This is a genomic window from Pseudomonas sp. SDO52101_S400, assembly GCF_054071635.1.
The window spans coordinates 1-22347 of the sequence record NZ_JBSVWF010000015.1; the positions used below are offsets into that span (position 1 = coordinate 1).

24 protein-coding genes and 2 pseudogenes are annotated in these 22347 nt (G+C 59.1%); 12 read left to right on the plus strand and 14 right to left on the minus strand.

Going from position 1 to position 22347, the window contains the following annotated elements:
• Positions 1–130 precede the first annotated feature (130 nt).
• Positions 131–1012, plus strand: a complete 882-nt coding sequence (locus tag ACW9HX_RS09685; RefSeq protein ID WP_457380418.1) for a carboxylate/amino acid/amine transporter — start codon at positions 131–133, stop codon at positions 1010–1012.
• Here ACW9HX_RS09685 and ACW9HX_RS09690 read toward each other — a convergent pair.
• Positions 957–1862, minus strand: a complete 906-nt coding sequence (locus ACW9HX_RS09690; RefSeq protein WP_085605645.1) for a LysR family transcriptional regulator — start codon at positions 1860–1862, stop codon at positions 957–959. The genes ACW9HX_RS09685 and ACW9HX_RS09690 overlap by 56 nt on opposite strands.
• Positions 1863–2031: 169 nt before the next feature.
• Here ACW9HX_RS09690 and ACW9HX_RS09695 point away from each other — a divergent pair, with 169 nt between their 5' ends.
• Entirely contained in the window at positions 2032–2673 is a 642-nt protein-coding gene (locus ACW9HX_RS09695; RefSeq protein WP_007956548.1) for a hydrolase, read from the plus strand.
• Positions 2674–2736: 63 nt separating this feature from the next.
• Here ACW9HX_RS09695 and ACW9HX_RS09700 read toward each other — a convergent pair.
• Positions 2737–3072, minus strand: a pseudogene (locus ACW9HX_RS09700) (mechanosensitive ion channel family protein); the annotation flags it as partial.
• 288 nt (positions 3073–3360) lie between these two features.
• On the opposite strand from ACW9HX_RS09700, the gene ACW9HX_RS09705 reads away from it, so the two are divergent.
• The 3 genes and pseudogenes from ACW9HX_RS09705 to ACW9HX_RS09715 all read left to right on the plus strand — a co-directional run.
• Positions 3361–4413, plus strand: a complete 1053-nt coding sequence (locus ACW9HX_RS09705) for a hypothetical protein (RefSeq protein ID WP_457380419.1) — start codon at positions 3361–3363, stop codon at positions 4411–4413.
• On the plus strand, positions 4382–5929 hold the full coding sequence (locus tag ACW9HX_RS09710) for a hypothetical protein (protein WP_457380420.1): 1548 nt from the start codon (positions 4382–4384) through the stop codon (positions 5927–5929). The genes ACW9HX_RS09705 and ACW9HX_RS09710 overlap by 32 nt, the downstream gene beginning before the upstream one ends.
• Before the next feature lie 82 nt (positions 5930–6011).
• A pseudogene (locus ACW9HX_RS09715) lies at positions 6012–6149 on the plus strand (hydrolase); the annotation flags it as partial.
• 148 nt (positions 6150–6297) lie between these two features.
• On the opposite strand, the gene ACW9HX_RS09720 reads toward ACW9HX_RS09715, so the two are convergent.
• The gene (locus ACW9HX_RS09720; RefSeq protein WP_457380421.1) at positions 6298–7596 is read right to left on the minus strand and encodes a mechanosensitive ion channel family protein; all 1299 of its coding nucleotides are present in this window, start codon (positions 7594–7596) and stop codon (positions 6298–6300) included.
• A gap of 191 nt (positions 7597–7787) precedes the next feature.
• Between ACW9HX_RS09720 and ACW9HX_RS09725 the strand changes: the two genes are divergently transcribed.
• Positions 7788–9128 (plus strand): DEAD/DEAH box helicase, encoded by a 1341-nt coding sequence (locus tag ACW9HX_RS09725; protein ID WP_457380422.1) that lies wholly within the window; start codon positions 7788–7790, stop codon positions 9126–9128.
• Positions 9129–9188: 60 nt separating this feature from the next.
• Here ACW9HX_RS09725 and ACW9HX_RS09730 read toward each other — a convergent pair whose 3' ends face one another.
• The 4 genes from ACW9HX_RS09730 to ACW9HX_RS09745 form a co-directional block, all read right to left on the minus strand.
• Entirely contained in the window at positions 9189–9788 is a 600-nt protein-coding gene (locus ACW9HX_RS09730) for a hypothetical protein (protein WP_457380423.1), read from the minus strand.
• Positions 9789–9800: 12 nt separating this feature from the next.
• The gene (locus ACW9HX_RS09735) at positions 9801–10385 is read right to left on the minus strand and encodes a papain-like cysteine protease family protein (protein WP_457380424.1); all 585 of its coding nucleotides are present in this window, start codon (positions 10383–10385) and stop codon (positions 9801–9803) included.
• A gap of 250 nt (positions 10386–10635) precedes the next feature.
• Positions 10636–10911, minus strand: a complete 276-nt coding sequence (locus tag ACW9HX_RS09740) for a hypothetical protein (RefSeq protein WP_457380425.1) — start codon at positions 10909–10911, stop codon at positions 10636–10638.
• Between the two features lie 81 nt (positions 10912–10992).
• The gene (locus ACW9HX_RS09745) at positions 10993–11727 is read right to left on the minus strand and encodes a DUF899 domain-containing protein (RefSeq protein WP_457380426.1); all 735 of its coding nucleotides are present in this window, start codon (positions 11725–11727) and stop codon (positions 10993–10995) included.
• Between the two features lie 175 nt (positions 11728–11902).
• Here ACW9HX_RS09745 and ACW9HX_RS09750 point away from each other — a divergent pair, with 175 nt between their 5' ends.
• Entirely contained in the window at positions 11903–12295 is a 393-nt protein-coding gene (locus tag ACW9HX_RS09750; protein ID WP_457380427.1) for a transcriptional regulator, read from the plus strand.
• A gap of 82 nt (positions 12296–12377) precedes the next feature.
• Here the strand turns inward: ACW9HX_RS09750 and ACW9HX_RS09755 are convergent, their stop codons facing one another.
• The 3 genes from ACW9HX_RS09755 to ACW9HX_RS09765 form a co-directional block, all read right to left on the minus strand.
• On the minus strand, positions 12378–13247 hold the full coding sequence (locus ACW9HX_RS09755) for a DUF6279 family lipoprotein (RefSeq protein ID WP_457380428.1): 870 nt from the start codon (positions 13245–13247) through the stop codon (positions 12378–12380).
• A 71-nt stretch (positions 13248–13318) separates the two neighbouring features.
• Positions 13319–14035: a TorF family putative porin gene (locus tag ACW9HX_RS09760; protein ID WP_457380429.1), complete on the minus strand. Its 717-nt coding sequence runs from the start codon at positions 14033–14035 to the stop codon at positions 13319–13321.
• Positions 14036–14250: 215 nt separating this feature from the next.
• A complete protein-coding gene (locus tag ACW9HX_RS09765) occupies positions 14251–14439 on the minus strand; it encodes a hypothetical protein (RefSeq protein WP_016985943.1) in 189 nt (62 codons plus the stop codon).
• 351 nt (positions 14440–14790) lie between these two features.
• Between ACW9HX_RS09765 and ACW9HX_RS09770 the strand changes: the two genes are divergently transcribed.
• The 3 genes from ACW9HX_RS09770 to ACW9HX_RS09780 all read left to right on the plus strand — a co-directional run bounded on the left by ACW9HX_RS09770 (position 14791) and on the right by ACW9HX_RS09780 (position 17212).
• Positions 14791–15627, plus strand: a complete 837-nt coding sequence (locus ACW9HX_RS09770) for a CvfB family protein (RefSeq protein WP_096819341.1) — start codon at positions 14791–14793, stop codon at positions 15625–15627.
• A gap of 45 nt (positions 15628–15672) precedes the next feature.
• Positions 15673–16077 (plus strand): DUF2177 family protein, encoded by a 405-nt coding sequence (locus ACW9HX_RS09775; RefSeq protein ID WP_457380430.1) that lies wholly within the window; start codon positions 15673–15675, stop codon positions 16075–16077.
• A gap of 202 nt (positions 16078–16279) precedes the next feature.
• A complete protein-coding gene (locus ACW9HX_RS09780) occupies positions 16280–17212 on the plus strand; it encodes a DMT family transporter (RefSeq protein ID WP_457380431.1) in 933 nt (310 codons plus the stop codon).
• Here the strand turns inward: ACW9HX_RS09780 and ACW9HX_RS09785 are convergent.
• The gene (locus ACW9HX_RS09785) at positions 17157–18338 is read right to left on the minus strand and encodes an MFS transporter (RefSeq protein WP_457380432.1); all 1182 of its coding nucleotides are present in this window, start codon (positions 18336–18338) and stop codon (positions 17157–17159) included. The two genes, ACW9HX_RS09780 and ACW9HX_RS09785, sit on opposite strands and share 56 nt — an antisense overlap.
• 104 nt (positions 18339–18442) lie before the next feature.
• Between ACW9HX_RS09785 and ptrR the strand changes: the two genes are divergently transcribed.
• Both ptrR and ACW9HX_RS09795 read left to right on the plus strand, forming a co-directional pair.
• A complete protein-coding gene (ptrR, locus tag ACW9HX_RS09790) occupies positions 18443–19336 on the plus strand; it encodes a putrescine utilization regulator PtrR (protein ID WP_457380433.1) in 894 nt (297 codons plus the stop codon).
• A 142-nt stretch (positions 19337–19478) separates the two neighbouring features.
• Positions 19479–19607 (plus strand): PA1414 family protein, encoded by a 129-nt coding sequence (locus ACW9HX_RS09795; RefSeq protein ID WP_007914492.1) that lies wholly within the window; start codon positions 19479–19481, stop codon positions 19605–19607.
• A gap of 106 nt (positions 19608–19713) precedes the next feature.
• Here ACW9HX_RS09795 and ACW9HX_RS09800 read toward each other — a convergent pair whose 3' ends face one another.
• From ACW9HX_RS09800 to ACW9HX_RS09810, 3 genes are all read right to left on the minus strand, one after another.
• Positions 19714–19962: a phosphopantetheine-containing protein gene (locus ACW9HX_RS09800; protein WP_096819337.1), complete on the minus strand. Its 249-nt coding sequence runs from the start codon at positions 19960–19962 to the stop codon at positions 19714–19716.
• Between the two features lie 43 nt (positions 19963–20005).
• On the minus strand, positions 20006–20731 hold the full coding sequence (locus tag ACW9HX_RS09805; RefSeq protein ID WP_457380434.1) for an MBL fold metallo-hydrolase: 726 nt from the start codon (positions 20729–20731) through the stop codon (positions 20006–20008).
• An 84-nt stretch (positions 20732–20815) separates the two neighbouring features.
• Positions 20816–22195, minus strand: coding sequence for a sodium:solute symporter (locus ACW9HX_RS09810; RefSeq protein WP_192563935.1), 1380 nt, complete (start codon positions 22193–22195; stop codon positions 20816–20818).
• Positions 22196–22347: the final 152 nt, after the last annotated feature.

Here is a 22347-nt window from a genome sequence, read left to right on the forward strand (position 1 = left end):
AGCCATAGATTTGTGTGCTGACACGCCCTCATCGCGGGCAAGCCCACTCCCACAGGGTCACCGTTGTCTGAGGGTTCGCGGTCTGAAGCAAAAACCGCTATCGTCGCCGCCATTCGAAATCGAGGCGACCATGGGCTATCTACTTATTGTCACGCTGATCCAGGCGTTTTCCTTCAGTCTGATCGGCGAATACCTGGCCGGGCATGTCGACAGCTACTTCGCGGTGCTGGTGCGTGTGGTGCTGGCCGGGCTGGTGTTCATCCCACTGACGCGCTGGCGTTCGGTGGAACCGGCGTTCATGCGCGGCATGCTGCTGATCGGCGCGTTGCAGTTCGGCGTGACCTACGTCTGCCTGTACCTGAGCTTCCGGGTGCTGACGGTGCCGGAAGTGCTGCTGTTCACCATCCTCACGCCGTTGCATGTGACGCTGATCGAAGACGCGCTGAACCGCCGCTTCAATCCATGGGCGCTGATCGCGGCGCTGGTGGCCGTGTGCGGTGCTGCAGTGATTCGCTATGACCGGATCAACCCGGACTTCTTCATGGGCTTCCTGTTGCTGCAACTGGCCAACTTCACCTACGCCGCCGGGCAGGTGCTGTACAAGCATCTGGTGGCCAGGCACCCAAGTGATTTGCCGCACTACCGGCGTTTCGGCTTCTTCTACTTAGGCGCGCTGGCGGTTGCGTTGCCGGCGTTCCTGCTGTTCGGCAAATCCAATTTCCTGCCCGAAGCGCCGCTGCAATGGGGCGTGCTGGTGTTCCTGGGTCTGGTCTCGACCGCACTCGGTCTGTACTGGTGGAACAAGGGCGCGTGCCTGGTCAACGGCGGCACCCTGGCGGTGATGAACAACCTGCACGTGCCGGTGGGATTGCTGCTGAACCTGCTGATCTGGAATCAGCATGAGGAACTGGGGCGGTTGTTCCTCGGTGGCGGCGTGATTCTGGCGGCGGTGTGGATCAGCCGGTTGGGGATTCGCAAGCCGGCGCCAATTGCCCCACCAGAAACTCGATAAACGCGCGGGTTTTCTGCGGCACCCGCCGCGCCGACGAGTACACCGCGTTGATAGTGATCGCCGGGGCTTGCCATTCGCACAGCACCGGCACCAGTCGCCCGGCGGCCAGCGCTTCTTCGACGATGAAGTCCGGCAGCAGCGCAATGCCCATGCCGGCCTCGGCCGCTTGCGCCAGCAAGTCGCCGTTGTTGGCGTGCAGCGGCCCGGTGACGTTGACCCGCTGCGTCTCCTTGCCGTTGCACAGTTGCAGGCTGACGCCACTCTGCAGATAGCCGTAGTTCAAGCATTGATGTGAGCGCAGATCCTGCGGGGTCTGCGGCGTACCCGCGCGTTCGAGGTAAGCAGGGGAGGCGACCATGATCCGCGGCGCTGGCGCCAGTTGTCGGGCGATCATGGTCGAATCGGGCAGGCTGGCGATGCGGATGGTCACGTCGAACCCGCCGCGCACCGGATCGACCTGCTGATCGCTGAGCACCAATTGCAACTCGATGTTCGGGTGCTGCTCGTGGAACAGCGGGATCAGTTTGCCCAGGCGCCGCAAGCCAAACGACATCGGTGCGTTGACCCGCAACACACCGCGCAATTCGCCCACCCCGTCCCGCGCCCGCTGCTCGGCCTCGTCCAGCGCCGCAATCACTTCCCGCGCCGCTTCGAAATACTCGGCGCCGGCCTCGGTCAGGTGCAGGCTGCGGGTGGTGCGTTGCAGCAGCTGCACGCCGATGGCTTCTTCCAGCGCCTGAATCTGTTTGCTGACTTTCGACCGGGGCACGTCCATGGCCCGGGCGGCGGCTGCAAAGCCGTTCTCGCCGACCGTCACCACGAAGGCGCGCATGCATTCGATGCGATCCATGATTGTCCCTTTTTTGGAATCAATGATTCTCGATTTTATGGAATTGTCCCTTTATCGGCTAGCCCCTAAAGTGACATCCAAGCCGAGACAACAACGCCGCAGACGGCAAGCCACTCGACTCACCCATTACCCAATCGAAACTCTGAATCGACATCAAAAGGAACGCGCCATGTCTATCCGTGAACTGCTGAACCCAACCAACTCCGCCCTGATCCTGATCGACCACCAGCCGCAAATGGCTTTCGGCGTGCAGTCGATCGACCGTCAGACCCTGAAGAACAACACCGTCGGCCTGGCCAAGGCAGCGAAGATCTTCAACGTGCCGACCATCTACACCTCGGTCGAAACCGAAAGCTTCAGCGGCTACATCTGGCCGGAACTGCTGGCGGTGCACCCGGAGCAGAAGCCGATCGAGCGCACCTCGATGAACTCCTGGGAAGACAAGGCGCTGGTTGACGCGGTGAAGGCCACCGGCCGCAAAAAGCTGATCATCGCCGCGCTGTGGACCGAGGTCTGCCTGACCTTTCCGGCACTGGAAGCCCTGGCTGAAGGCTACGAGGTGTACATCGTCACCGACGCGTCCGGCGGCACCACCAAAGAAGCCCACGACATGTCGGTACAGCGGATGATTCAGGCCGGCGCAGTACCGGTGACCTGGCAGCAAGTACTGCTCGAGTACCAGCGTGACTGGGCGCACAAAGACACTTATCAAGCGGTGATGGACCTGGTGCTGGAACACAGCGGCGCGTACGGCATGGGCGTCGATTACGCCTACACCATGGTGCACAAGGCTCCGCAGCGGCAGGCCTGATAAATCGGCAGGACAAAAAAAGACGCAACCTGGTTGCGTCTTTTTTTTGCGCTGAAGAAAGCTCTACATCAAATGTTTTTCGGCTTCTGGAATGTGGCTCGCGCCAAGGACTGCCGGCAATATCCCGGAGCGCAAATCCCCACCGCTCGGCTGCTGATACAGACTCAACCCGAACTCCGGCAGCACCGCCAGCAGGTAATCGAAAATATCCCCCTGGATCCGCTCGTAGTCGGCCCATACCGTGGTGGTGGTAAAGCAGTAAATCTCCAGCGGAATGCCCTGAGCCGTGGTCTGCATCTGGCGGACCATGCAGGTCATGTTCGGCTGGATTTCCGGGTGGCTCTTCAGGTAAGCCAAGGCATAGGCGCGGAAGGTGCCGATGTTGGTCATGCGCCGGCGCGCAATCCAGATAGCCCCAGATGCTTTTTCTGTTTCGAATTGACGCCTTCTCGCCGCGGGTCCCCTCCAGCGGTCATCCCAGTCCAAATGACACACGGCCTGGCATACTGGCTGCTTGCCAGTCTTTACGTATATGCTCCGACCACTGCATCACGCCCGATCCCACGTTTACGGGTATGGCACCGGCCTGTGCAAGGCTGCAATTGATGCGTCATTGCCGCCTAGGTAGCTGCCGAGGCACTTGGTTCCTCTTGCCGGGCAGGAGGGTGCTGCTTACATGGAGATCGCATGAGTTTTTTTTCGGACGAAGAAATAGATTCACTTAAGATCACTCGGATGATCCTGCACGTGGTGGGTACCAAGAACTTCGAGTCTCAGCCAGAGCGCGCTTTGGAGGAGGAAGCATTCTTTATCGATAAAATTGTAGACATGGCTGCTGCGCCGGTCTTTATGTTCAAGGCTGTATCTACGACCCGGGACGAGATTGAAGCCATTGCGGCCGGGATCACTCCGTTCGTCGATGGTGCTCAGAGCTTAGCTGCCAGCTTTAACCGAGCACACGTTGGTGGCAGTGCTGATGGGGTTTTGTTGATGTTCGAGCTGTCGGTCAAAGACCCCACTGTGAAGATTTACAGCCTGATAAAGTACGACTACAAGTTGGCTCTGGAGCAAAACGATGGTGCTCCAGGCAACAAGCTGCGCCGAATCGTTAACGCCTTGGTAGACGAAAAGAAGGCTATCCAGAAGACGGCGCTCGTCCGTGTGGTCGATGCTGTTGCTGACAAGAATGTTTCGGCCACAGACCGTACAAAGCATGGCGTAGATCTGGCAGATTACTTCGCCGACTTCCTGTCGGTGGCCAGGGATGTTTCGGACACGGAGTTGAGCGAGCTTACCCGCAAGGTGCTCAAGGGGGCACTCCAGGCCTGTATCGAGCATCTCCCAGGCAAAGACGTGGCTAAGGCCCTGAAGAAAGCCCAAGCAAACCTCGGCACTCGTACGCTGATCGATGAAAATGCGATCGTGGAGGCGGTGATGCTGGCTGCTGGTCATCCTGAAGATGAAAAGATAGCTGGTCGCCTTGAGAAAGAGACCCGCACGCGCGTTAAAAAGAGCAAGTTGCATGAGCTCAGCTTCAAGCCCGATCGCAAGATCCTCCGGCAGCCCTACATGCGCAAGATCGTCACGACAGAAGGCGTTACCATCCTGTTCCCCGACAGGGCGGAAAACCCTAACGTCAAGGTGGTGGAGCTGAAAGGGGGCAAGAAGCAAATCATCGTGGATACAGACAGAGTCACGGAGGACAGCGTTGTCACACCAAAAGCTGGCCAGCCTACTTAACGACCTGTCACGTAAAGGTCAGGCGCTGATCACTGAGGGGAATGTCACCCTCATTGTGTCTGACTTATCTGCTGGTGCTGCTCGGTCAATTGCTCAGACCGCATCCGCTGCTGCTTGGTCGATCACCATGTATGACAGCGCTGGGGGCGAAACCGAGGTCGAAGAAGGGGATGAGGATTTCGGGCCATTTCGCGCAGAGCTCGTGAAGCCGCTTCCGCGGGAACATGATCAGACTGCGGCCTTGTACGTGGCTACAGAGGCGGGTTTTAAAATTTTCCTCGAAAACGGTCATTCCGCATTACGATGGTACGTACTTGGCCTCCTGAAGCCATTCAATACTCGGGCTCGCGCGTATAGTGACTGGGGCATAAACGAGCCCTTTGTCGAATCTCAAGCGACGAAGTCGCCCAGGCTTTTGGTGAAAGAGTCAGCTGACGTCCGGACTGTGCCCGAGGATGTCAGCCACTGGTTGCTCGCAGAGGGCTATGAGCTCGATGAAGCTGACACGTTGCACATGGTCTGGGCAACTCAAGCCTTTGACGCCCTGAGCCGCTGTTTCGCGAACGAGATCGACACGACGGGGAGCAAGCTCAGTTTCAAAGGGCCGCCCAAGCTTAATCTGACGCTCGTAGAAGCGGTCGATGGCGCCGCGCAGATCAAGCTGAATGACTTCAAGGCCGTACAGGATGCCGCAATTTGGGTGTTTGACAACGCACGTGAAGCCGAAGTGAAGCATATCCTGCTGTCCGCTGAGATCGCTCGATCGGGCAGAGCGGACGGAGAGGCACTTCAGTATTTCAGGGAGAACCTTGCTGCGGCGCTGGATTGCGGAAAGATCGCTTACCAAATGGCGATCTCGGAGATCACCAAGGACACTCTCAAATCCTTGGGAGATCTTCGAAAAGCTGTTACCGAGGAGACTTCAAAGGCGACAGATGCGACCCGGCAGGCGATTGCAGCGATCTCGACGGCTCTGACGTTAGGCTTGGGCTTAATCGTTGCGCGGCTCACTCTGCAGATCAATCCATACCTCATTTCACTTGTGATGGCGGTTGCATTCGGTTATGCGACTCTGAATGTGATGTCGGGACGTAAATTTATAAGCATTCAGCAGAAGCTGCGCCTGGATTGGCAATCGAAGCTGTATCGCTTCCTCTCTGAAGTCGAATTCAAAAAAATGGTAGGCGATCCGATTGAGCAAGCAGAGAGTTTCTTTTACAAGGTCAGTTGCCGAGGCCTATTAATGCTCGGCGGCGCATCGCTGGGAATTGCAGTCTTCGCCTTCGTTTACACCACTCAGCCCGTCGTCTCGGCGGCAGCCTCTAAAGCGCCTATTGCTCCAGCAACAGTTCCTGCAAGTCCGCAGCCACCAACCAGCGAACCGCCCCCCCAACCGAAGCCGCTGCCAAAACAGAGAACTCCAGCAAAGCCGTCTGAAAAAGGAGATGCCCCCTTTTTGAGCTTTGACCAAGGCATCCTTGCCATGCGCATAGAAACGCCAGAACGGCGAAATTAATCTGCCATGTAAGGGGGCACCGTTGGTGCCTATGCCAGCTAAGACTTGCTGGCAGATGCGCCCCCAATCCCTTTTGATCTGTTATCGGCGTGACTGGGCGCACAAAGACACTTATCAGGCGGTGATGGACCTGGTGCTGGAACACAGCGGCGCGTACGGCATGGGCGTCGACTACGCCTACACCATGGTGCACAAGGCACCGCAGCGGCAGGCCAAGTAACCCGCCACTTCTGAGCTGAATGCAATCCCTGTGGGAGCGGCGGTGCGACGACTCGACTTGCTCGCGAAGGCGTCATGTCAGTCGACATTTATGTTGAATGACCTGCTGCATTCGCGAGCAAGCTCGCTCCCACATTTGATCGGTGGTTTTACATCAGATGTTTTTCAGCCTCGGGTATGTGCGCCGAGCCCAACACTGCCGGCAATATCCCGGAACGCAAATCCCCACCGCTCGGCTGCTGATACAGACTCAACCCAAATTCCGGCAGCACCGCCAGCAGGTAATCGAAAATATCCCCCTGGATCCGCTCGTAATCGGCCCACACCGTGGTGGTGGTAAAGCAGTAGATTTCCAGCGGAATGCCCTGGGCCGTGGTCTGCATCTGGCGGACCATGCAGGTCATGTTCGGCTGGATTTCCGGGTGGCTCTTCAGGTAAGCCAAGGCATAGGCGCGGAAGGTGCCGATGTTGGTCATGCGCCGGCGGTTGGCCGACATCGCCGCGACGTTGCCCTGCGCCTCGTTCCAGGCCTTGAGCTCGGCTTTCTTGCGGCCCATGTAGGCGGTCAGCAGGTGTACCTGGGAGAGTTTTTCTTCTTCATCGTCGCGGATGAAACGCACGCCGCTGGCGTCGATGAACAGACTGCGCTTGATCCGCCGCCCGCCGGACTGCTGCATGCCGCGCCAGTTTCTGAACGACTCGGACATCAGGCGCCAGGTCGGGATCGAGACGATGGTCTTGTCGAAGTTCTGCACCTTGACCGTGTGCAGGGTGATGTCGACCACGTCGCCATCGGCGCCGACTTGCGGCATTTCGATCCAGTCGCCGACCCGCAGCATGTCGTTGCTGGTCAGTTGCACGCTGGCGACGAACGACAGCAGGGTGTCCTTGTAGACCAACAGGATCACCGCCGACATCGCACCCAGACCGGACAGCAGCAACAGCGGCGAACGGTCGATCAGGGTGGCAACGATGATGATCGCGCCGAACACGTACAAAACCATTTTCGCCAGTTGCACGTAACCCTTGATCGAGCGGGTGCGCGCGTGTTCGGTGCGGGCGTAGATGTCCAGCAGGGCGTTGAGCAGGGCGCTGACCGACAGCAGCAGGAACAAAATGGTGAACGCCAGCGCCACGTTGCCGAGAAACACCATGGCGGTCTTGCTCAGTTCCGGCACCAGGTGCAGGCCGAACTGGATCACCAGCGACGGCGTCATCTGCGCCAGGCGCTGGAACACCTTGTTATGGCGAAAGTCGTTGAGCCAGTGCAGCGCGGGCTGGCGACCGAGCATGCGGCTGGCATGCAGGATCAGGTAACGCGCCACTCGTCCGAGGACCAGTGCGATCACCAGCAGCAGGATCAGTGCCAGGCCGGCGTGCAGGAGCGGGTGCTGATCGAGGGCACCCCAGAGGTCTTGGGCGTTGAGCCAGAGCTGTTTGAAATCCATGAGGGAGACGATTCTTCTGTAAGACGCGACGGGGGATTAGAGCATTTAAGACGCTGTGTATTACCGTTGGAGACAAATCGAGCAACAAAAAAGCCACTGATTACGGCTGATTTCACAAAGAAACTCGGCCTGAGCGCTCGAAACCGGTAACCTATGCAGCTGATTTTTTGCATATCTTCGAGGTAGCACCCGTGTTTTCCCAATTCGCCCTGCACGAACGCCTGCTCAAAGCCGTGGCCGAGCTGAAATTTGTCGAGCCAACGCCTGTGCAAGCCGCGGCCATTCCGCTGGCGCTTCAGGGGCGTGACCTGCGGGTGACGGCGCAAACCGGTAGCGGCAAGACCGCCGCTTTCGTCCTGCCGATCCTCAACCGCCTGATCGGCCCGGCCAAGGTTCGCGTCAGCATCAAGACCCTGATCCTGCTGCCGACCCGCGAGCTGGCCCAGCAGACCCTGAAGGAAGTCGAGCGCTTTTCGCAGTTCACTTTTATCAAGTCCGGCCTGATCACCGGCGGCGAAGACTTCAAGGTCCAGGCTGCCATGCTGCGCAAGGTGCCGGATATCCTGATCGGCACCCCGGGCCGGATGATCGAGCAATTGAACGCCGGCAACCTCGACCTCAAGGAAGTCGAAGTGCTGGTACTCGACGAAGCCGACCGCATGCTCGACATGGGTTTCGCCGAAGACGTGCAGCGTCTGGTGGACGAATGCCCGAACCGTCAGCAGACCATGCTGTTCTCCGCCACCACCGGCGGTTCCGGCCTGCGCGAGATGATCGCCAAGGTCCTGAACAACCCTGAGCACCTGCAGCTCAACGCGGTCAGCCAGCTGAACTCGACCACCCGTCAGCAGATCATCACCGCCGACCACAACCAGCACAAAGAACAGATTGTGAACTGGCTGCTGGCCAACGAGACCTATCAGAAGGCCATCGTCTTCACCAACACCCGGGCCATGGCCGACCGCATCTACGGCCGCCTCGTGGCTCAGGAATACAAGGCGTTTGTGCTGCACGGCGAGAAAGACCAGAAGGATCGCAAACTGGCGATCGACCGTCTGAAGCAGGGCGGCGTGAAGATTCTGGTGGCCACCGACGTCGCGGCCCGTGGTCTGGACGTTGATGGTCTGGATCTGGTGATCAACTTCGACATGCCACGCAGCGGCGACGAATACGTACACCGCATCGGTCGTACCGGCCGTGCCGGCAATGACGGCCTGGCGATCTCGCTGATCTGCCACGGCGACTGGAACCTGATGTCGAGCATCGAGCGTTATCTGAAGCAGAGCTTCGAGCGCCGCACCATCAAGGAAGTCAAAGGCACCTACGGCGGACCGAAAAAGGTCAAGGCCTCGGGCAAGGCCGTTGGCGTGAAGAAGAAAAAGACCGACGCCAAGGGCGACAAGAAGAAAACCGCCGCCAAGACCCCGACCAAGCGCAAGAGCGCCAACCGTCCGAAGCCGGATTCTCTGGTGAGCAGCGACGGCATGGCCCCGCTCAAGCGCCGCAAGCCGGCAGCACCTGCGGCTGAGTAAGTCGTTTCAGGCAATAAAAAAACCCGGACAGTGTCCGGGTTTTTTTATTGCCTGCGTTTGTCAGCTTCCCAACTGCCCACGGGTGTCGGCGTCAAAGCGCTGCTTTGCCTGATCCGCCTTGGGTTTGAGCTGTGCGAGCAGGGCTGCCTCGCTGTACAGCCCGGGCAGCACCAACTCCTTGGGCGTTGGCTCGATCGGGATCAGCACATCTTCACCCGCCGCGTGCAGCCAGATCGCTACAACATGCAGCGCCGAAACGAACAACACGCGCAGTTCAACGGTTTTGCCCTGCAACTGTGGCGATTGCTCGGCCAGTTTCAACGCATCGACCGTGGCGGCCGCCAGATTGCCGTGGTTCAACGAGGCAAACTCGACGTGCCCGCGGACTTCGGCCAATTGCGCATCGGCAATCGACACACCGTCGGCAAACACCAGGTAATGCCAGTCGCCGACCCGGGCGTCCTTCAGGCCTTTGCCCTGGCTCAGATCCTCCAGGCTGAGCGAGTAGCCGCGATAGGCTTCGCTCAGGCTGATTTTCGCCGGTGCAGCGCTGGCGAACTGGCGATTGATGCCAAAGCCCTGGGTCTGCAATGCGGCTTGCAGTACCGGACGCAATGTCTGTACGCCGTTGGAGGGCGCCTTTGGATAAGTCAGTTGCATGATGTTGCCCTCCTAGTTTTTCGCCGTGAAGTAAGTGTGAGTCCAGTTGCCGCCACCGTTGTAGGAACCGGGGAACGAGTTCAGTGCGCGGGTCGAGTAGCCGTAGATCGAATCCGCGACCAGCACGTAATTGCCATTGGTGCCATAGATCGTCAGAAAGTGCGCACCGCCGCCGTACCAGGCACAACGCAGGCCGACAGGCCGGCCCATGTTGATCTGGTTCTGGATGGCCGACATCTGCAACGAACCCTGATTCATCCCGTTGTAGCTGCGGGTGGTTTGCAGGGCCGAATCCAGATAGCCGTAGACGTTGCACGGCCCCGGCTGACTGCAGCAGTTGCGGTCCAGTTGAGTGCTGGCCACGCCGCACTGGGTCCAGGACCCGGTGCCGTAATAGTTGCCGACCGAAGCGGAAACCGCGGCCCAGCACCAGTTGGTCTGGGTCTGTTGCTGCATCGTGAAGTTGAGGCTAGAGGCTGCCAGCGCCTCGACCTGTGGCGCTGCTTCGACCTCGACCAGTTGCGCGTCGAGCAGATGGCCGGTCAGGCACCCGGGCAGGGTGTTGCCGGTGTATTGCGTTGTTTCAGTGGTTAACATTTTTCAATCCTCCATGAATGAAAACAAACGTCCAGCGTTGTGGATGTAGCGATTTTTTGTGAGTGATCGGCAGTGAATGGGTTGCCATCTCCGATGGCCGGTTCCGATCAGGCTCGAAGTAACCCTAGGCCTGAATATGCATTGATGCAAATATAAAAATGCATTAATGCAATTATCCGGACGGAAGGACGCAGACTTTGGCATCGATTACGAGCGGTAGATGCCAAAGCCTGCGGTGTTGAGGGGGCTGTCAGCCCTCGGTTTTCTTCTCGGCCGAATCCAGTTCCTTCAGCCGCTGATCAATCAACTGGCATTTGTCCGGCAGGTCGGCGGATGCCGTACCCAGGTCCATCTTCTGCAACTCGGCGTTGATTTCCTTGGCCTTGGCCGGGTTTTGCTCGGTGAGTTTCGCGACTTCCCTGGCCAGTTGTTCGCGCTTGGCGGTGGCTTCTTCCGGGGTGCAGGCCCAGACGGGCAGGGCGCAGGCGAGTGTGGCGGCGAGTGTGAGTTTGAGCAGGGTTTTCATGGGGGCAGGCCTCAGATCCGGTTAAGGCGGGTTAACCGGTTGAGGGCTGTGGCCAATCAAAAGTTCAGTGTCTTTGCAGGCTCAGTCTCCGTGACAGCAACTGGATTTTTGCTCTCCGTCATACCGATCATGATGCCGCACCCACTCCATGATCTCGTCCTCATTCCGGCCCTTGGGCGTGAGGTCGAGGTAGTTGTAGGCACCGACCAGCATGTCGAGTCCGCGAGCGTAGGTTGAGTAGGTGTGGAAAATCTCGCCGTTATTGGCGCGGTAGAACACGCTCAGTCCCGGCATTTCCTCTTCGCCACTGTCGGTCTTTTCGTAGTTGTACGTAGCCTTTCCGGCTTCGGCGTCTTCAGCGTGGGCGCAAACGCCGAAGTCGTAGTTGAAATCGGAGCCGTCCGACGACACCCAGTCGAATTTCCAGCCCATCCGCCGCTTGAAGGCCTGGAATTCGGCGAATGGCGCGTGGGACACCACCACCAGCGCAATGTCGTGATGGGCCAGGTGTTGATTGGCGCCGTCGATGTGGTCGCTGAGGAACGAGCAGCCCGGGCAGCCTTCCTCCCAGCCTTTGGCGAACATGAAGTGGTAAACGACGAGTTGACTGTGTTTGCCAAACAGGTCGGCGAGTTTCAGTTCACCGTTCGGCCCCATGAAGCGGTAATCCTTGTCGACCTTCACCCAGGGCAGGGCGCGACGTTTGGCGCTGAGGCGGTCGCGTTCTTTGGTGAAGGCCTTTTCATCGGCCAGATGCTGCTTGCGGGCAGCGAGCCATTCTTCGCGCGACACCACCGGATGATTCTCAACGTTCATGATGATTTCTCCTGCGGGGTTGAAACCGTCTCTCTCAGACTAGTCGCTCAACGCTGTCGGAAATCGACAGACCGCCGGTCGGTCGGGGCCGTAAATGAAGCTGAACGGCTATTGCCCGCTTGGGTCACAACCTAAGACAGCGCCATTAATCACGCGCACCGGAGGTTGAATCAGGATGACGACTTATAACTGGGATTTGATTGAACGCCTGCTGCATGAAGTGCAGAACGGCGCGGGCCACAGCTTTGCACCGCGCTCTTATGCCGAAGACTATGCAGCGGAAAAAGCGGCGGCGGGCGAGCCTATCGGGAATCTGGATCATCTGAAAACCATCGCCTGTGAGTATGAGCAATTACTGCTCCTGCGCGGTTTTATCGGGCCCCGTGGCGACGATGAAGGCAGCACCGGCAACAACTTCAGTCTGACTCCTCGCGGATCGAGTCTGTTGAGCCTGATCGACAGCAGCATTCCCGGTAACGATCATCCGCGCCAGGTGCTGGATGAACAGCTGGATGCGCTGGATGAGGCGACGTTTGATCGGGTGGCGTCGAAGGCGCAAATTGCCTGAATCCTGGAACGCAAAAGATCGCAGCCCTCGGCAGCTCCGCATATTCTGCAGGAGCTGACGAGGGCTGCGATCCGGTGGTTTTCTAATTCTGTTTAACGGCCTTCAAACACTTCAAATCATTGAAGTCCTTGCGCACCCCTTCGATCTTCTTCAACAAGCGCTGGCGTTGTTGCAGTGTGCTTTGCGCCATCAGATCGACCGCCAGCGAGCGTGCCTGGGCTTCGGTGTCGGCGTAGGCTTTGCGGTAATCGTCTGTCCATAAACGCTCGCGATAGACCAGAAGCGTCTCGATCCGCTGTGGGAATTCCGGGCTCTTGCGCTGGGCGACGGCGGCACTGAACTGTTGTTGCCAGTGAGCACGGTTGGCGATCCATTGAGTGTTCTGGTCGCCCAGGGCTGTCGACCACGCCATCACGCGTTGTTCTTGGGTAGTACTTAGTGGCCCGAGCCAGTCATTGAGGCGTTTGTCCATGCGTGCGCCACGTTCGGCAATCTGCTGGGCCAGGGGTGGCTTCACATATTCTTGCTGACGTTTGCGCAGATCCTTGGCAAACGCGTCGTTCATTTCCGCGACCTGTTTGTCATCCAGCCCTTGCAGCAACTCGATGGCCGACGGCGTGATTTCCCGGGCGGTTTCGGCAATCGCCTGCTTGGCTTCCATGGTGCGGGCCTGGAGCGCGGCGTCGGTGACCTGATTGGTCTCGACCATGGTTTGCAGGCGATCCAGCCAATCCAGATACCCCGGCAACTGCGTGGTGCAGTGCCAGCTCAGGTGTTCCTTGAGGCGTTCGTTGAACCAGCCTTTCTGCTCGCCGGTCATGTCCAGGTAGTCGCCGAGCGTCCACGGAATGATCACATCGAGATTGCGATAGGCCAGGCCAACTCGACTGCACGCGTCGAGGGCGAGGGTGAAGATCAGCAGGGTGGCGCAGTGTTTGAACCAGCGAGACATGAGCGAGTCCTTGCGAAAGCCTGGCGTCTGATTCTTATGTGAACGCAGGATGCTCCCGGCAGTTCAGCCAATCAATAGAACGCGCGTTCGGCCTTGAGCGTGACCAGCCCGTCGCATTGGCTGTTGTGCCCGGAATAGGCAGAGCAATCGCTGCCGCTGAGGCTGGAGTTGCTGTAGATCAGGTCCAGATCGACGCCCATCACCGGCCGGGAAAATTTCACTGACCAATCGGTAAAACTACTGACGTACCCACCGTCCACTGAGACCGGAGTATTGAGCTGATGGGTGGTGTATTTCATGCTGATCCCGATGCCGAACGGCTGGTTGCCGCGCAGATCGGCAAACAAGGTGTTGTTCTGTTTGTCCGGATCGTTGCTCAGCGCGATGCCGAAGCGGTTGCCGAGCAGGGTCAGGCCACCGAACAGTTCCTGGCTGTCGAGGGTGTCGACCTTGGGGTAGCTGTAATGGATCATCCCGACTTCGTAGCCGAGGGTTTGATCGAAGGGTTGTTTGAAGCCGACGTAAGAGTCGATTTCCAGGTTTTTTCCGGGCGTCAGTCCCATGCTCGGCGCGTACTGGCCGACATAGAGGCCGCTGTCATGGGTCAGATCGAGGCCGCCGTGGAACGAGCCGGCGGCAGAAGGTTTGACCAGACCCTGGGCCATGCTGCGGCTGGGCGTGGTGCCGAGCTTGAGGTCGAAGTCGCCGAGTTCACGCTGGAAAATCTGCGCGTGCGCCACCGGACTCGCCAGCAGTCCTGCAAGAAATAAACAGAGGGGTTTGAGCATGCGTCACTCCTTGAACAGCGAGCGCAGGGCGACGTACCTGCTGAAACGCTTGATCCAGACGCGTGCAAGGATACCGGCGAATGATCGGCATCGAGGGCCGTTCGTCGATTTCTGATGTTTTGTTGATTTGATTAAACGCGAAAGAAGTCTTGCGAGGGTTCCGGTCCAGACGCTTCGAAGCTCAAAGCGCCTTGGGACTGGGGTGTTGCGGGGTGTTACTTCTTGCCCAGGCTGATCTGCTTGGACGGGCCGAACGTCTGGCCGCTGACGCCCTTGGCAATTTGCTGGATTTCGCCGCCGGACTTGAGGAATGCCGCGATCTGATCGTTGATCGATTCGCTGGTTTCAACGGCTGGAGCTGGCTTTGCTTTGCTGGTGGATGCTTTTACACGCATGGCGGCCATTAACCTGTAGAAAAGTAACTCGGCCAGGCATCGTACAGGAATAACTTGACAATTGCTTGGTAAATATCCCCCGGAATAACCCAGCGTGCGGGTGGATTATTCTCGATTAATTATTCGAAATATCCCGCTAAGCTGCTGTTTTAAATAACAACATTTATCGCTTTCGGTGCTCATGACGAAGGCTTGGCCCGCCACAGAATCGTTGGGTCGGTCTGACGAGTGGCGCCCGCTCGGCGGCAAACCAAGGAAAATCAAGGCTTCGCGCAAATTTTCAGTCGGCGGAAGGATCTGCCGGCCAACGAACCCGGCAAAACCGGGTAGAATGCCGCCCACGCAATGAGGGTATTGGAAATGGCTTTAGTCGGGCGCTACAACAGTTTGCAAGTGGTAAAACACACTAACTTCGGTTTATATCTGGACGGCGGTGCCGATGGCGAAATTCTTTTGCCCAACCGTTATATCCCTAAAGATATTCCCAGCGAAGATGAAGACTGGCTCAATGTTTTCATTTATCTGGACAGCGATGACAAACTTATTGCCACCACTGAAAAACCAAAAGTTCAGGTCGGTGAATTTGCCAGTTTGAAAGTTGTTGAAGTCAACAGTATCGGTGTCTTCCTCGATTGGGGCCTGCCGAAGGATCTGCTGCTGCCTTACTCCGAAGAAAAACGCCAGATGACCGCCGGCGAATACTGCGTGGTGCATGTCTACCTCGACAAACACACCCGCCGCATCACCGCCACCGCACGTCTTGATCGCTACCTCGACAAGACCCCGGCCAACTACAGCGTGGGCCAGGAAGTTGATCTGCTGGTGGCCGAATCCACCGACATGGGTTTCAAGGCCGTCATCAACAACAAGCACTGGGGTTTGATTCACAAGAACGAAATCTTCAAGTTCATGCGTTCCGGCATGCGCGAGAAAGGCTTCATCAAGGAAGTGCGCGCCGACGGCAAGATCAGCCTGAGCCTGCAACCGGTGGGTCAGGAAGCGGCCAGCAGCCTGAGTTCGAAGATCCTCGCCAAGTTGCGCGAAAACGATGGCACCCTGGCCGTCAGCGACAAGAGCGACCCGGCGTTGATCAGCAGCCTGTTCGGTGTCAGCAAGGGTAACTTCAAGAAGGCCATCGGTTCGCTGTACAAGGAAGGCAAGATCGTCATTCATGCCGATCGCATTGAACTAACCTGAGCCTGACGTGGCCCATGTTGCATGGGCTCACTTGAGGTCGGGCAGATGAAAAAAGCACTGATTGCCTACGTCGCCACGTTGCTGACGTTTCTACTGCTCGACGGCGTCTGGCTTGGCGTGTTGATGGCGCCGACCTATCGCGAACTGCTCGGTTCGCTGATGCTCGAAAAACCGTTGCTGGCGCCAGCAGCGGTTTTTTATTGCCTGTACGTTTTCGGTTGTGTGGCGTTTGTGGTGTTGCCGGCGATGACCTGGCAACGTGCCGCCCGCATGGGTGCGTTGCTCGGGCTGATCGCGTATGGCACCTATGACCTGACCAATTGGGCGACGTTGCGCGGCTGGTCGGTGCAGGTGACGTTGCTGGATTGGGCGTGGGGGACATTCGCCACGACTGTTGCCTGTTCGGTGGGATGGAGGGTGGCTAGAAGATTTGGCCAATCCGCCGGGTAATGTTGGTGACTGAACTGACGTCATCGCGAGCCGTCAGCCATTCAGCTCTGACGCTTCAGGAGAACGAAGTGTCTTTTCCAGACGGCTTTTTCTGGCCAACTGGTTAATAATCCCCGAGAGCATTTTTCGCCCCGGACGAAGAGCCGGGGCTTTGTGTTGACCATTGGAAAACTGCCATGACGTGTGTGTTCGAGGTGTTGCGGTGAGCGTCAGTCGGCGCAGTGCCGACGGCTTTGCCCTGCAAGTGATGATCGGCCTGTGCCTGATCTGGGGCGTGCAGCAGGTGATGATCAAGTGGGCGGCGACCGATATTGCGCCCGTGATGCAGGCGGCGGGGCGGTCGGGGATTTCCGCGCTGCTGGTAGGACTGCTCATCTGCTGGAAGGGTGGCTGGGATCAGGTCGGTGCTACATGGCGTGGCGGCTTGCTGGCCGGTGCCTTGTTCGGTCTGGAGTTCCTGTTTATCTCCGAAGGCCTGCAGTTGACCACCGCAGCGCACATGTCGGTGTTCCTTTACACCGCGCCGATCTTCACTGCGCTGGGCGTGCATTTCCTGTTGCCCAGCGAGCGTCTGCGGCCGGTGCAATGGCTGGGGATCTTCATGGCGTTCGTCGGGATTGCCGTGGCGTTTGCCGGCGGTGTGTCGTGGGACAATCTCGATCACCGCATGTTGATGGGTGATGCCCTCGGCGTGCTGGCCGGTGCCAGTTGGGGCGCGACCACCGTGGTGGTGCGCGCTTCGCGCCTGTCGGAAGCACCGGTGACGCTGACGCTTTTTTACCAGTTGATCGTCGGCTTCGTCGGCCTGCTGTTGATCGCGCTGCTCAGCGGCCAGATCACCCACATCAGCCTGACCGTCGTGGCAGTGGGCAGCGTGCTGTTCCAGGGGCTGGTGGTGTCGTTCTTCAGTTACCTGACCTGGTTCTGGCTGCTGCGCCGTTATCTGGCGGCCAACCTCGCGGTGTTTTCCTTCATGACGCCGTTGTTCGGCGTCACGTTCGGCGTGGTGCTGCTCGGCGAAAAACTCAGCATGAATTTCATCATCGGCGCCGTGCTGGTGTTGCTCGGCATCACCTTCGTCAGCGCGGAACAGTGGGTGCGTCGGCGTTTGCGCAAAGCACTCGGCCAGCCGTAAGCGGTTTCCACGCCAGGCCGCCGGCAATCAGCAGACCGCTGCCGGCGACCACCAGCGCCGGTTGCAGGCCACCGCTGAAGTGGCTGCTGACCGCCGCCAGCAACGGCCCGCTGAGCTGCCCGACAGCGAAGCACGCGGTGAGCAGGCCGGCGTTGCGCTGGGTGGCGTGGGGCGCCAGTTCCCGGGAGCGTTGCATCACCAGTTGCATGCAGGCCAGGAACGGCGTGCCGCACAGGATCACGCCCAAGGCCAGACCGAGGCCGCTGCCCAACAGGCAGGCAAACACCCCGGCGGCCTGCAGCCACAACGTCGCCATCAACCAGTGACGGGTGGTGTCCGGATCGTGCCGACGCAGACTCACCAACAACACGCCAATCGCGGCGCCGAGGCCGAAGCATGGCCAGAACAGATCCGCCTGCCATTGTCCGTGAAACTGCGCGTTGGCCATCTGCGACAGAAACGTGGCCGGAATGATGTAGCCCACGCCATACAAGGCATACACCACCGCCAACCGTCCAATGCCGCGATTCGAAGAATTGGCGGCGGCAGGTGCGACGCTTGCTCCGACGACCGGTTGCGGCAGGATCCGCACGATCCCCAACAACATCACCAGCGCCACGGCGGCGTAGATCAGCCACAGAGTGGCGGACGTCTGCTGCGCCAGATGTGAGAACAGCGCCAGCAACCCCGTCAGAAAGATCCCCAGCCCCGGCCCGGCGAATACCAGTGCGCCCAACCGTGGGCGACCAGCCGCCGCAGCCAGCGGCTGACTCAGCGCAGTAATCATCACCAGCACCCAGGCACTCGCCACGCCGGTGCCGAAACGCAGCAGCAGATGCGACCAGAAATCGTTGGCCCAGAACGACGCCAGCGTCAGCAGCACGCATAGCCACAAACCGCCGTGCAGGCGACGCTGTACCTGATCGGGTCTGCGGGAAAACATCGCGTCCACGGCGCCGAGCAGATAACCGAGGTAGTTGGCTGCCGCAATCAGACCGGCGGCGGTCAGGTCGATCTGCCCTTCGCTGATCAGGTGGGGAAGTTGCGGCGTGAGGGCGAAACGCCCGATGCCCATGGCCATCATCAGGGCAATGAAACTGGCGGATAAGCGAATCAGCGGCGACATGGTCTGGATTCCGTTGGAGGTTCAATGACCGTCAGGCTAGGACTGATTGACTTTCTTTAAAATTGAATAATAGTGAGTAACTTGTTCTGTTAAGGAGAAAGGTTGTGGAGTTCAGCCAACTGCGAATTTTCCAGGCCGTGGCGGAGGAGGGCTCGATAACCCGCGCCGCCGAGCGTTTGCACCGCGTGCCATCGAACCTGTCGACCCGACTCAAGCAGCTCGAAGAGCAATTGGGCGTCGAACTGTTCGTCCGCGAGCGTCAGCGTTTGCAGTTGTCGCCTGCCGGAAAAGTCCTGCTGGACTACACCGGGAAATTGTTCGCCCTGCGTGATCAGGCCAGTGCGGCGGTGATGGGCGGGCAACCGGCGGGGGATTTCGTGCTCGGCACCCTGTACAGCACCGCTGCGATTCATTTACCGGCGCTGTTGGCGCGGTATCACAAGCAGTATCCGGCGGTGAATTTGCAGGTGCAGTCCGGGCCCAGCGGCGAGTTGCTGGAAGGTTTGCTCACCGGGCGCCTCGATGCAGCACTGGTGGATGGCCCGCCGCAGTTGGCCGGGATCGACGGAGTGCCGCTGTGCAATGAACGGCTGGTGTTGATCAGCGAACCGGATCACCCGCCGGTGCGCAGTGCCAAGGATGTCGAGGGGCGGGCGGTGTTCACCTTTCGTCATGGCTGCGCCTACCGTGCGCGGCTGGAGTCGTGGTTCGCGCACTATCACGCGGCGATGGGCCGGGCGATGGAGATCGAGTCCTATCAAGGGATGCTGGCTTGCGTGATTGCTGGTAGCGGCGTGGCGCTGATGTCGGAGTCGATGCTCGCCAGCCTGCCAGGGCGTGAAAGTGTCGCGGTGCACCCGCTGGCCGAGCCGTTTGCCAGTGCGACAACCTGGCTCATGTGGCGCCGGGGCATGGTCGGCGCCAATCTCAATGCGTGGATCGAACAGCAGCAGGCGCTCTATCCCGTGGCTGGCGAAGACACTCGGGAAATCGCTTGAACGATCGGTCAGGGATTCTGATCAATCTGGTAACAGATCATTGCGGATTTCCCTGAGCATTGCGTAGGACTTCGGACTATTATCAGTGCGAAGCGGCCTCAGAATTCCGGACGCTCAGCACCACCCTGAAGGGGGCATGACGATGAAAGAGAAAATTCAAAACTGGCTGCACGATTTGGGTGTTGCCCTCGGCTTGATCGAACCGCCTCTGCAACCGGTCCCGATTCGCACTGATGACGAACAGCGTCGGCGTCAGCAGCGTCGGCGCTAATGCCCCGATCTGAATAGCAAGGATTTGAAGTTAAAGAGATCGCAGTCTTCGGCAGCGTCTGCATGAAAATGTGCAGGCGCTGCCGAAGACTGCGATCTTTTGCTTTTCAGTGTCGCCCGATCTCGATCAGAAACCGGCTCAAGTCGTTCGCGGTTTTCGCGGTCTTGAGCATGTGATCTTCTTCGGCGGTGAATGCCGTCAGTCCGAATTCATCTTCCAGATGGAAGATCAGGTCCTCGATATCCGCCTTCTCCAGGCCCAGCTCCGCCAGGCTGGTGCGGTCATTAAATTCGCGGTTTTCCAGCAGACGCTTGATGAACCTGTGCACGGCGGCACGCACGGCAGCTCTTCTCATGGCAGATCTTTTTTCGGTGGGTCTGACTGGAGTACAGCAGGCCTCAGGCGTGCCGGCGCAACCATTCGTCAATCATCGAGCGTAAATGCGTTCCGGAGAAACTGCCGAAATGCCCGCCATGCACCGTGCGGATCGGCAGCGCCTGCAAGCGTCGCAGACTGGTGGCGTAATCCTCGAGATTCGAGTGGTAAGCGTCCTCGATCAATGGCCCATCGTAGATGATGTCGCCGCTGAACAGGGTTTCGGTGGTGGCTTCGTAGAGGCTGATCCCTCCCGGCGAATGCCCCGGCGTGTGCAGCACCTGCAACGTGCGATTGCCCAGGTCGAGCACATCTCCGTCCTCGACAAATCCGGTGGCCGGCGCAGCCTTGACCCGGTATTCGGCGTAGCACAACGGGCAATCGGGGTGGGCTTCGAACATGTCGTCGCCGACAAAGGCGCGGCTCAAGTCATTCTCGCCATCCGGCGCCGCCAGAATGTCCGCCTCGGCAGGGTGTACCAGCCGTTCGGCAAACTCGTGATGCCCGGCAATGTGATCGAAATGGCAATGACTGGCCACCGCCACCAGCGGCCGTTCAGTCAGCCACGGCAGTTGCTCGCGCAGGCTGACCAGTCCGGAACCGCTGTCGAGCAACAGATCTTTGTCACGCCCCTGTACATGCCACAGGTTGCAGCGGTAGAAGGGCCGGATGTACGGCTCGTGAATCAGGCGAATTCCATCGCTCAGGTGCTGCACCTCGAACCACTGATTGCGAGAAACAATCTTCATAAAGCATTTTCTCCAGACGAAAAAAACGGGTGTGGCAACCGACGCCACACCCGCCGAAGAAAGCATCAAGTCGTTGTGTTCAGCTTAGATCGCGCTGGCCACCACGTTTGGGCGGCGGGACATCAGGCTGACCACCACAAAACTCACCAGACCCACAGCCAGGCTGTAGTAGATCGGCGTGTTGGCGTCCAGACCGTCCTTGAACATGAACAGCAGGGCAGTGGCGAAGCCCAGGCCCATGCTGGCGATGGCGCCGGCGGTGGTGGCGCGTTTCCAGAAGATCGCACCGATCAGCGGGATCAGCATGCCGCCCACCAGAAGGTTGTAAGCGAGGGTCAGGGCGCTGATCACGTCGTTCACCACCAGAGCGATACCCAGCACCACGACACCGGTCAGCAGGGTGAACAGACGGTTCACACCCAGGCTTGATTGCTTGCCGCCACGCAGTTTCGGCAGCAGGTCTTCGGTCAGGGTAGTGGCGGCGGCGAGCAGGCCGGCGCTGGCGGTGGACATCATCGCGGCCAGGGCAGCGGCGATCACCAGACCACGGATGCCGTCCGGCAGCGACAGTTTGACGATGGCGGCGAAGGCGTTGTTGACGTTGTCCAGATCCGGGATCAGCACATGTGCAGCCATGCCGATCAGGGCACAGGCCAGGCCGTAGAGGATGCAGTAGATGCCTGCGATGCTACCGGCGTACTGGGCGACTTTGGCAGTCTTGACGGTGAACACCCGTTGCCAGATGTCCTGACCGATCAGGATGCCGAAGAAGTAGATCATGAAGTAGGTGATGATCGTGTCCCAGCCGATGGTGGTGAAGCTGAAGGCGGTGGCCGGCAGTTTCAGCACCAGTTCGTCCCAGCCGCCGACTTTGTACAGGCAGATCGGCAACAGGATAAACATCAGGCCCACGGTCTTGATGATGAACTGAACGATGTCGGTCAGGGTCAGCGACCACATGCCGCCGATGGCCGAGTACACCACCACGACACCGCCGCCCAGCAGCACCGAAACCCAGAACGGCAGGCCGAACAGCACTTGCAGCACGGTGCCGATCGCGAGGATCGAGGTCACGCCGATCATCAGCGCGTAGGCCAGCATGATCGCCGCGCTCGCCGAGCGGGCCATCGGGTTGTAGCGTTTTTCCAGGACCTGGGTAACGGTGTAGATCTTCAGTTTCAGCAGCGGCTTGGCCAGGAACAGGTTCAGCGCCACGATGCCGCAACCCAGTGCCGCGCACAGCCAGAAACCGGAGATGCCGTGCACATAGCCCAGACGCACGGTGCCGACGGTGGAGGCGCCACCGAGAACGGTCGCGGCCATGGTGCCCATGTACAGGCTAGGGCCGAGGTTACGTCCGGCCACCAGGAAGTCCTCGTTGGTCTTGGCCTTGCGCATGCCGAAGTAGCCGAGCAAGAGCATGCCGGCGGCGTAGATGAGGACGACGAATAAATCCAAAGCCATGATGGCGTGTCTCCGATTGTCTTTTTTATGGTGAAACAAAATTGGTTCTATGAGGCTGCCCTTGTGGGAGCGGGCTTGCTCGCGAAGGCGTCGGCACATTCAAAAGTGATGTGACTGACAGATCGCATTCGCGGGCAAGCCCGCTCCCACAG

Excerpts from the sequence above, each read along its gene's own strand:
- ACW9HX_RS09685 (WP_457380418.1), top strand. The coding sequence starts at position 131 with ATGGGCTATCTACTTATTGTCACGCTGATCCAGGCGTTTTCCTTCAGT.
- ACW9HX_RS09690 (WP_085605645.1), bottom strand. The coding sequence starts at position 1,862 with ATGGATCGCATCGAATGCATGCGCGCCTTCGTGGTGACGGTCGGCGAG.
- ACW9HX_RS09695 (WP_007956548.1), top strand. The coding sequence starts at position 2,032 with ATGTCTATCCGTGAACTGCTGAACCCAACCAACTCCGCCCTGATCCTG.
- ACW9HX_RS09705 (WP_457380419.1), top strand. The coding sequence starts at position 3,361 with ATGAGTTTTTTTTCGGACGAAGAAATAGATTCACTTAAGATCACTCGG.
- ACW9HX_RS09720 (WP_457380421.1), bottom strand. The coding sequence starts at position 7,596 with ATGGATTTCAAACAGCTCTGGCTCAACGCCCAAGACCTCTGGGGTGCC.
- ACW9HX_RS09730 (WP_457380423.1), bottom strand. The coding sequence starts at position 9,788 with ATGCAACTGACTTATCCAAAGGCGCCCTCCAACGGCGTACAGACATTG.
- ACW9HX_RS09735 (WP_457380424.1), bottom strand. The coding sequence starts at position 10,385 with ATGTTAACCACTGAAACAACGCAATACACCGGCAACACCCTGCCCGGG.
- ACW9HX_RS09740 (WP_457380425.1), bottom strand. The coding sequence starts at position 10,911 with ATGAAAACCCTGCTCAAACTCACACTCGCCGCCACACTCGCCTGCGCC.
- ACW9HX_RS09745 (WP_457380426.1), bottom strand. The coding sequence starts at position 11,727 with ATGAACGTTGAGAATCATCCGGTGGTGTCGCGCGAAGAATGGCTCGCT.
- ACW9HX_RS09750 (WP_457380427.1), top strand. The coding sequence starts at position 11,903 with ATGACGACTTATAACTGGGATTTGATTGAACGCCTGCTGCATGAAGTG.
- ACW9HX_RS09755 (WP_457380428.1), bottom strand. The coding sequence starts at position 13,247 with ATGTCTCGCTGGTTCAAACACTGCGCCACCCTGCTGATCTTCACCCTC.
- ACW9HX_RS09760 (WP_457380429.1), bottom strand. The coding sequence starts at position 14,035 with ATGCTCAAACCCCTCTGTTTATTTCTTGCAGGACTGCTGGCGAGTCCG.
- ACW9HX_RS09765 (WP_016985943.1), bottom strand. The coding sequence starts at position 14,439 with ATGGCCGCCATGCGTGTAAAAGCATCCACCAGCAAAGCAAAGCCAGCT.
- ACW9HX_RS09770 (WP_096819341.1), top strand. The coding sequence starts at position 14,791 with ATGGCTTTAGTCGGGCGCTACAACAGTTTGCAAGTGGTAAAACACACT.
- ACW9HX_RS09775 (WP_457380430.1), top strand. The coding sequence starts at position 15,673 with ATGAAAAAAGCACTGATTGCCTACGTCGCCACGTTGCTGACGTTTCTA.
- ACW9HX_RS09785 (WP_457380432.1), bottom strand. The coding sequence starts at position 18,338 with ATGTCGCCGCTGATTCGCTTATCCGCCAGTTTCATTGCCCTGATGATG.
- ACW9HX_RS09795 (WP_007914492.1), top strand. The coding sequence starts at position 19,479 with ATGAAAGAGAAAATTCAAAACTGGCTGCACGATTTGGGTGTTGCCCTC.
- ACW9HX_RS09800 (WP_096819337.1), bottom strand. The coding sequence starts at position 19,962 with ATGAGAAGAGCTGCCGTGCGTGCCGCCGTGCACAGGTTCATCAAGCGT.
- ACW9HX_RS09805 (WP_457380434.1), bottom strand. The coding sequence starts at position 20,731 with ATGAAGATTGTTTCTCGCAATCAGTGGTTCGAGGTGCAGCACCTGAGC.
- ACW9HX_RS09810 (WP_192563935.1), bottom strand. The coding sequence starts at position 22,195 with ATGGCTTTGGATTTATTCGTCGTCCTCATCTACGCCGCCGGCATGCTC.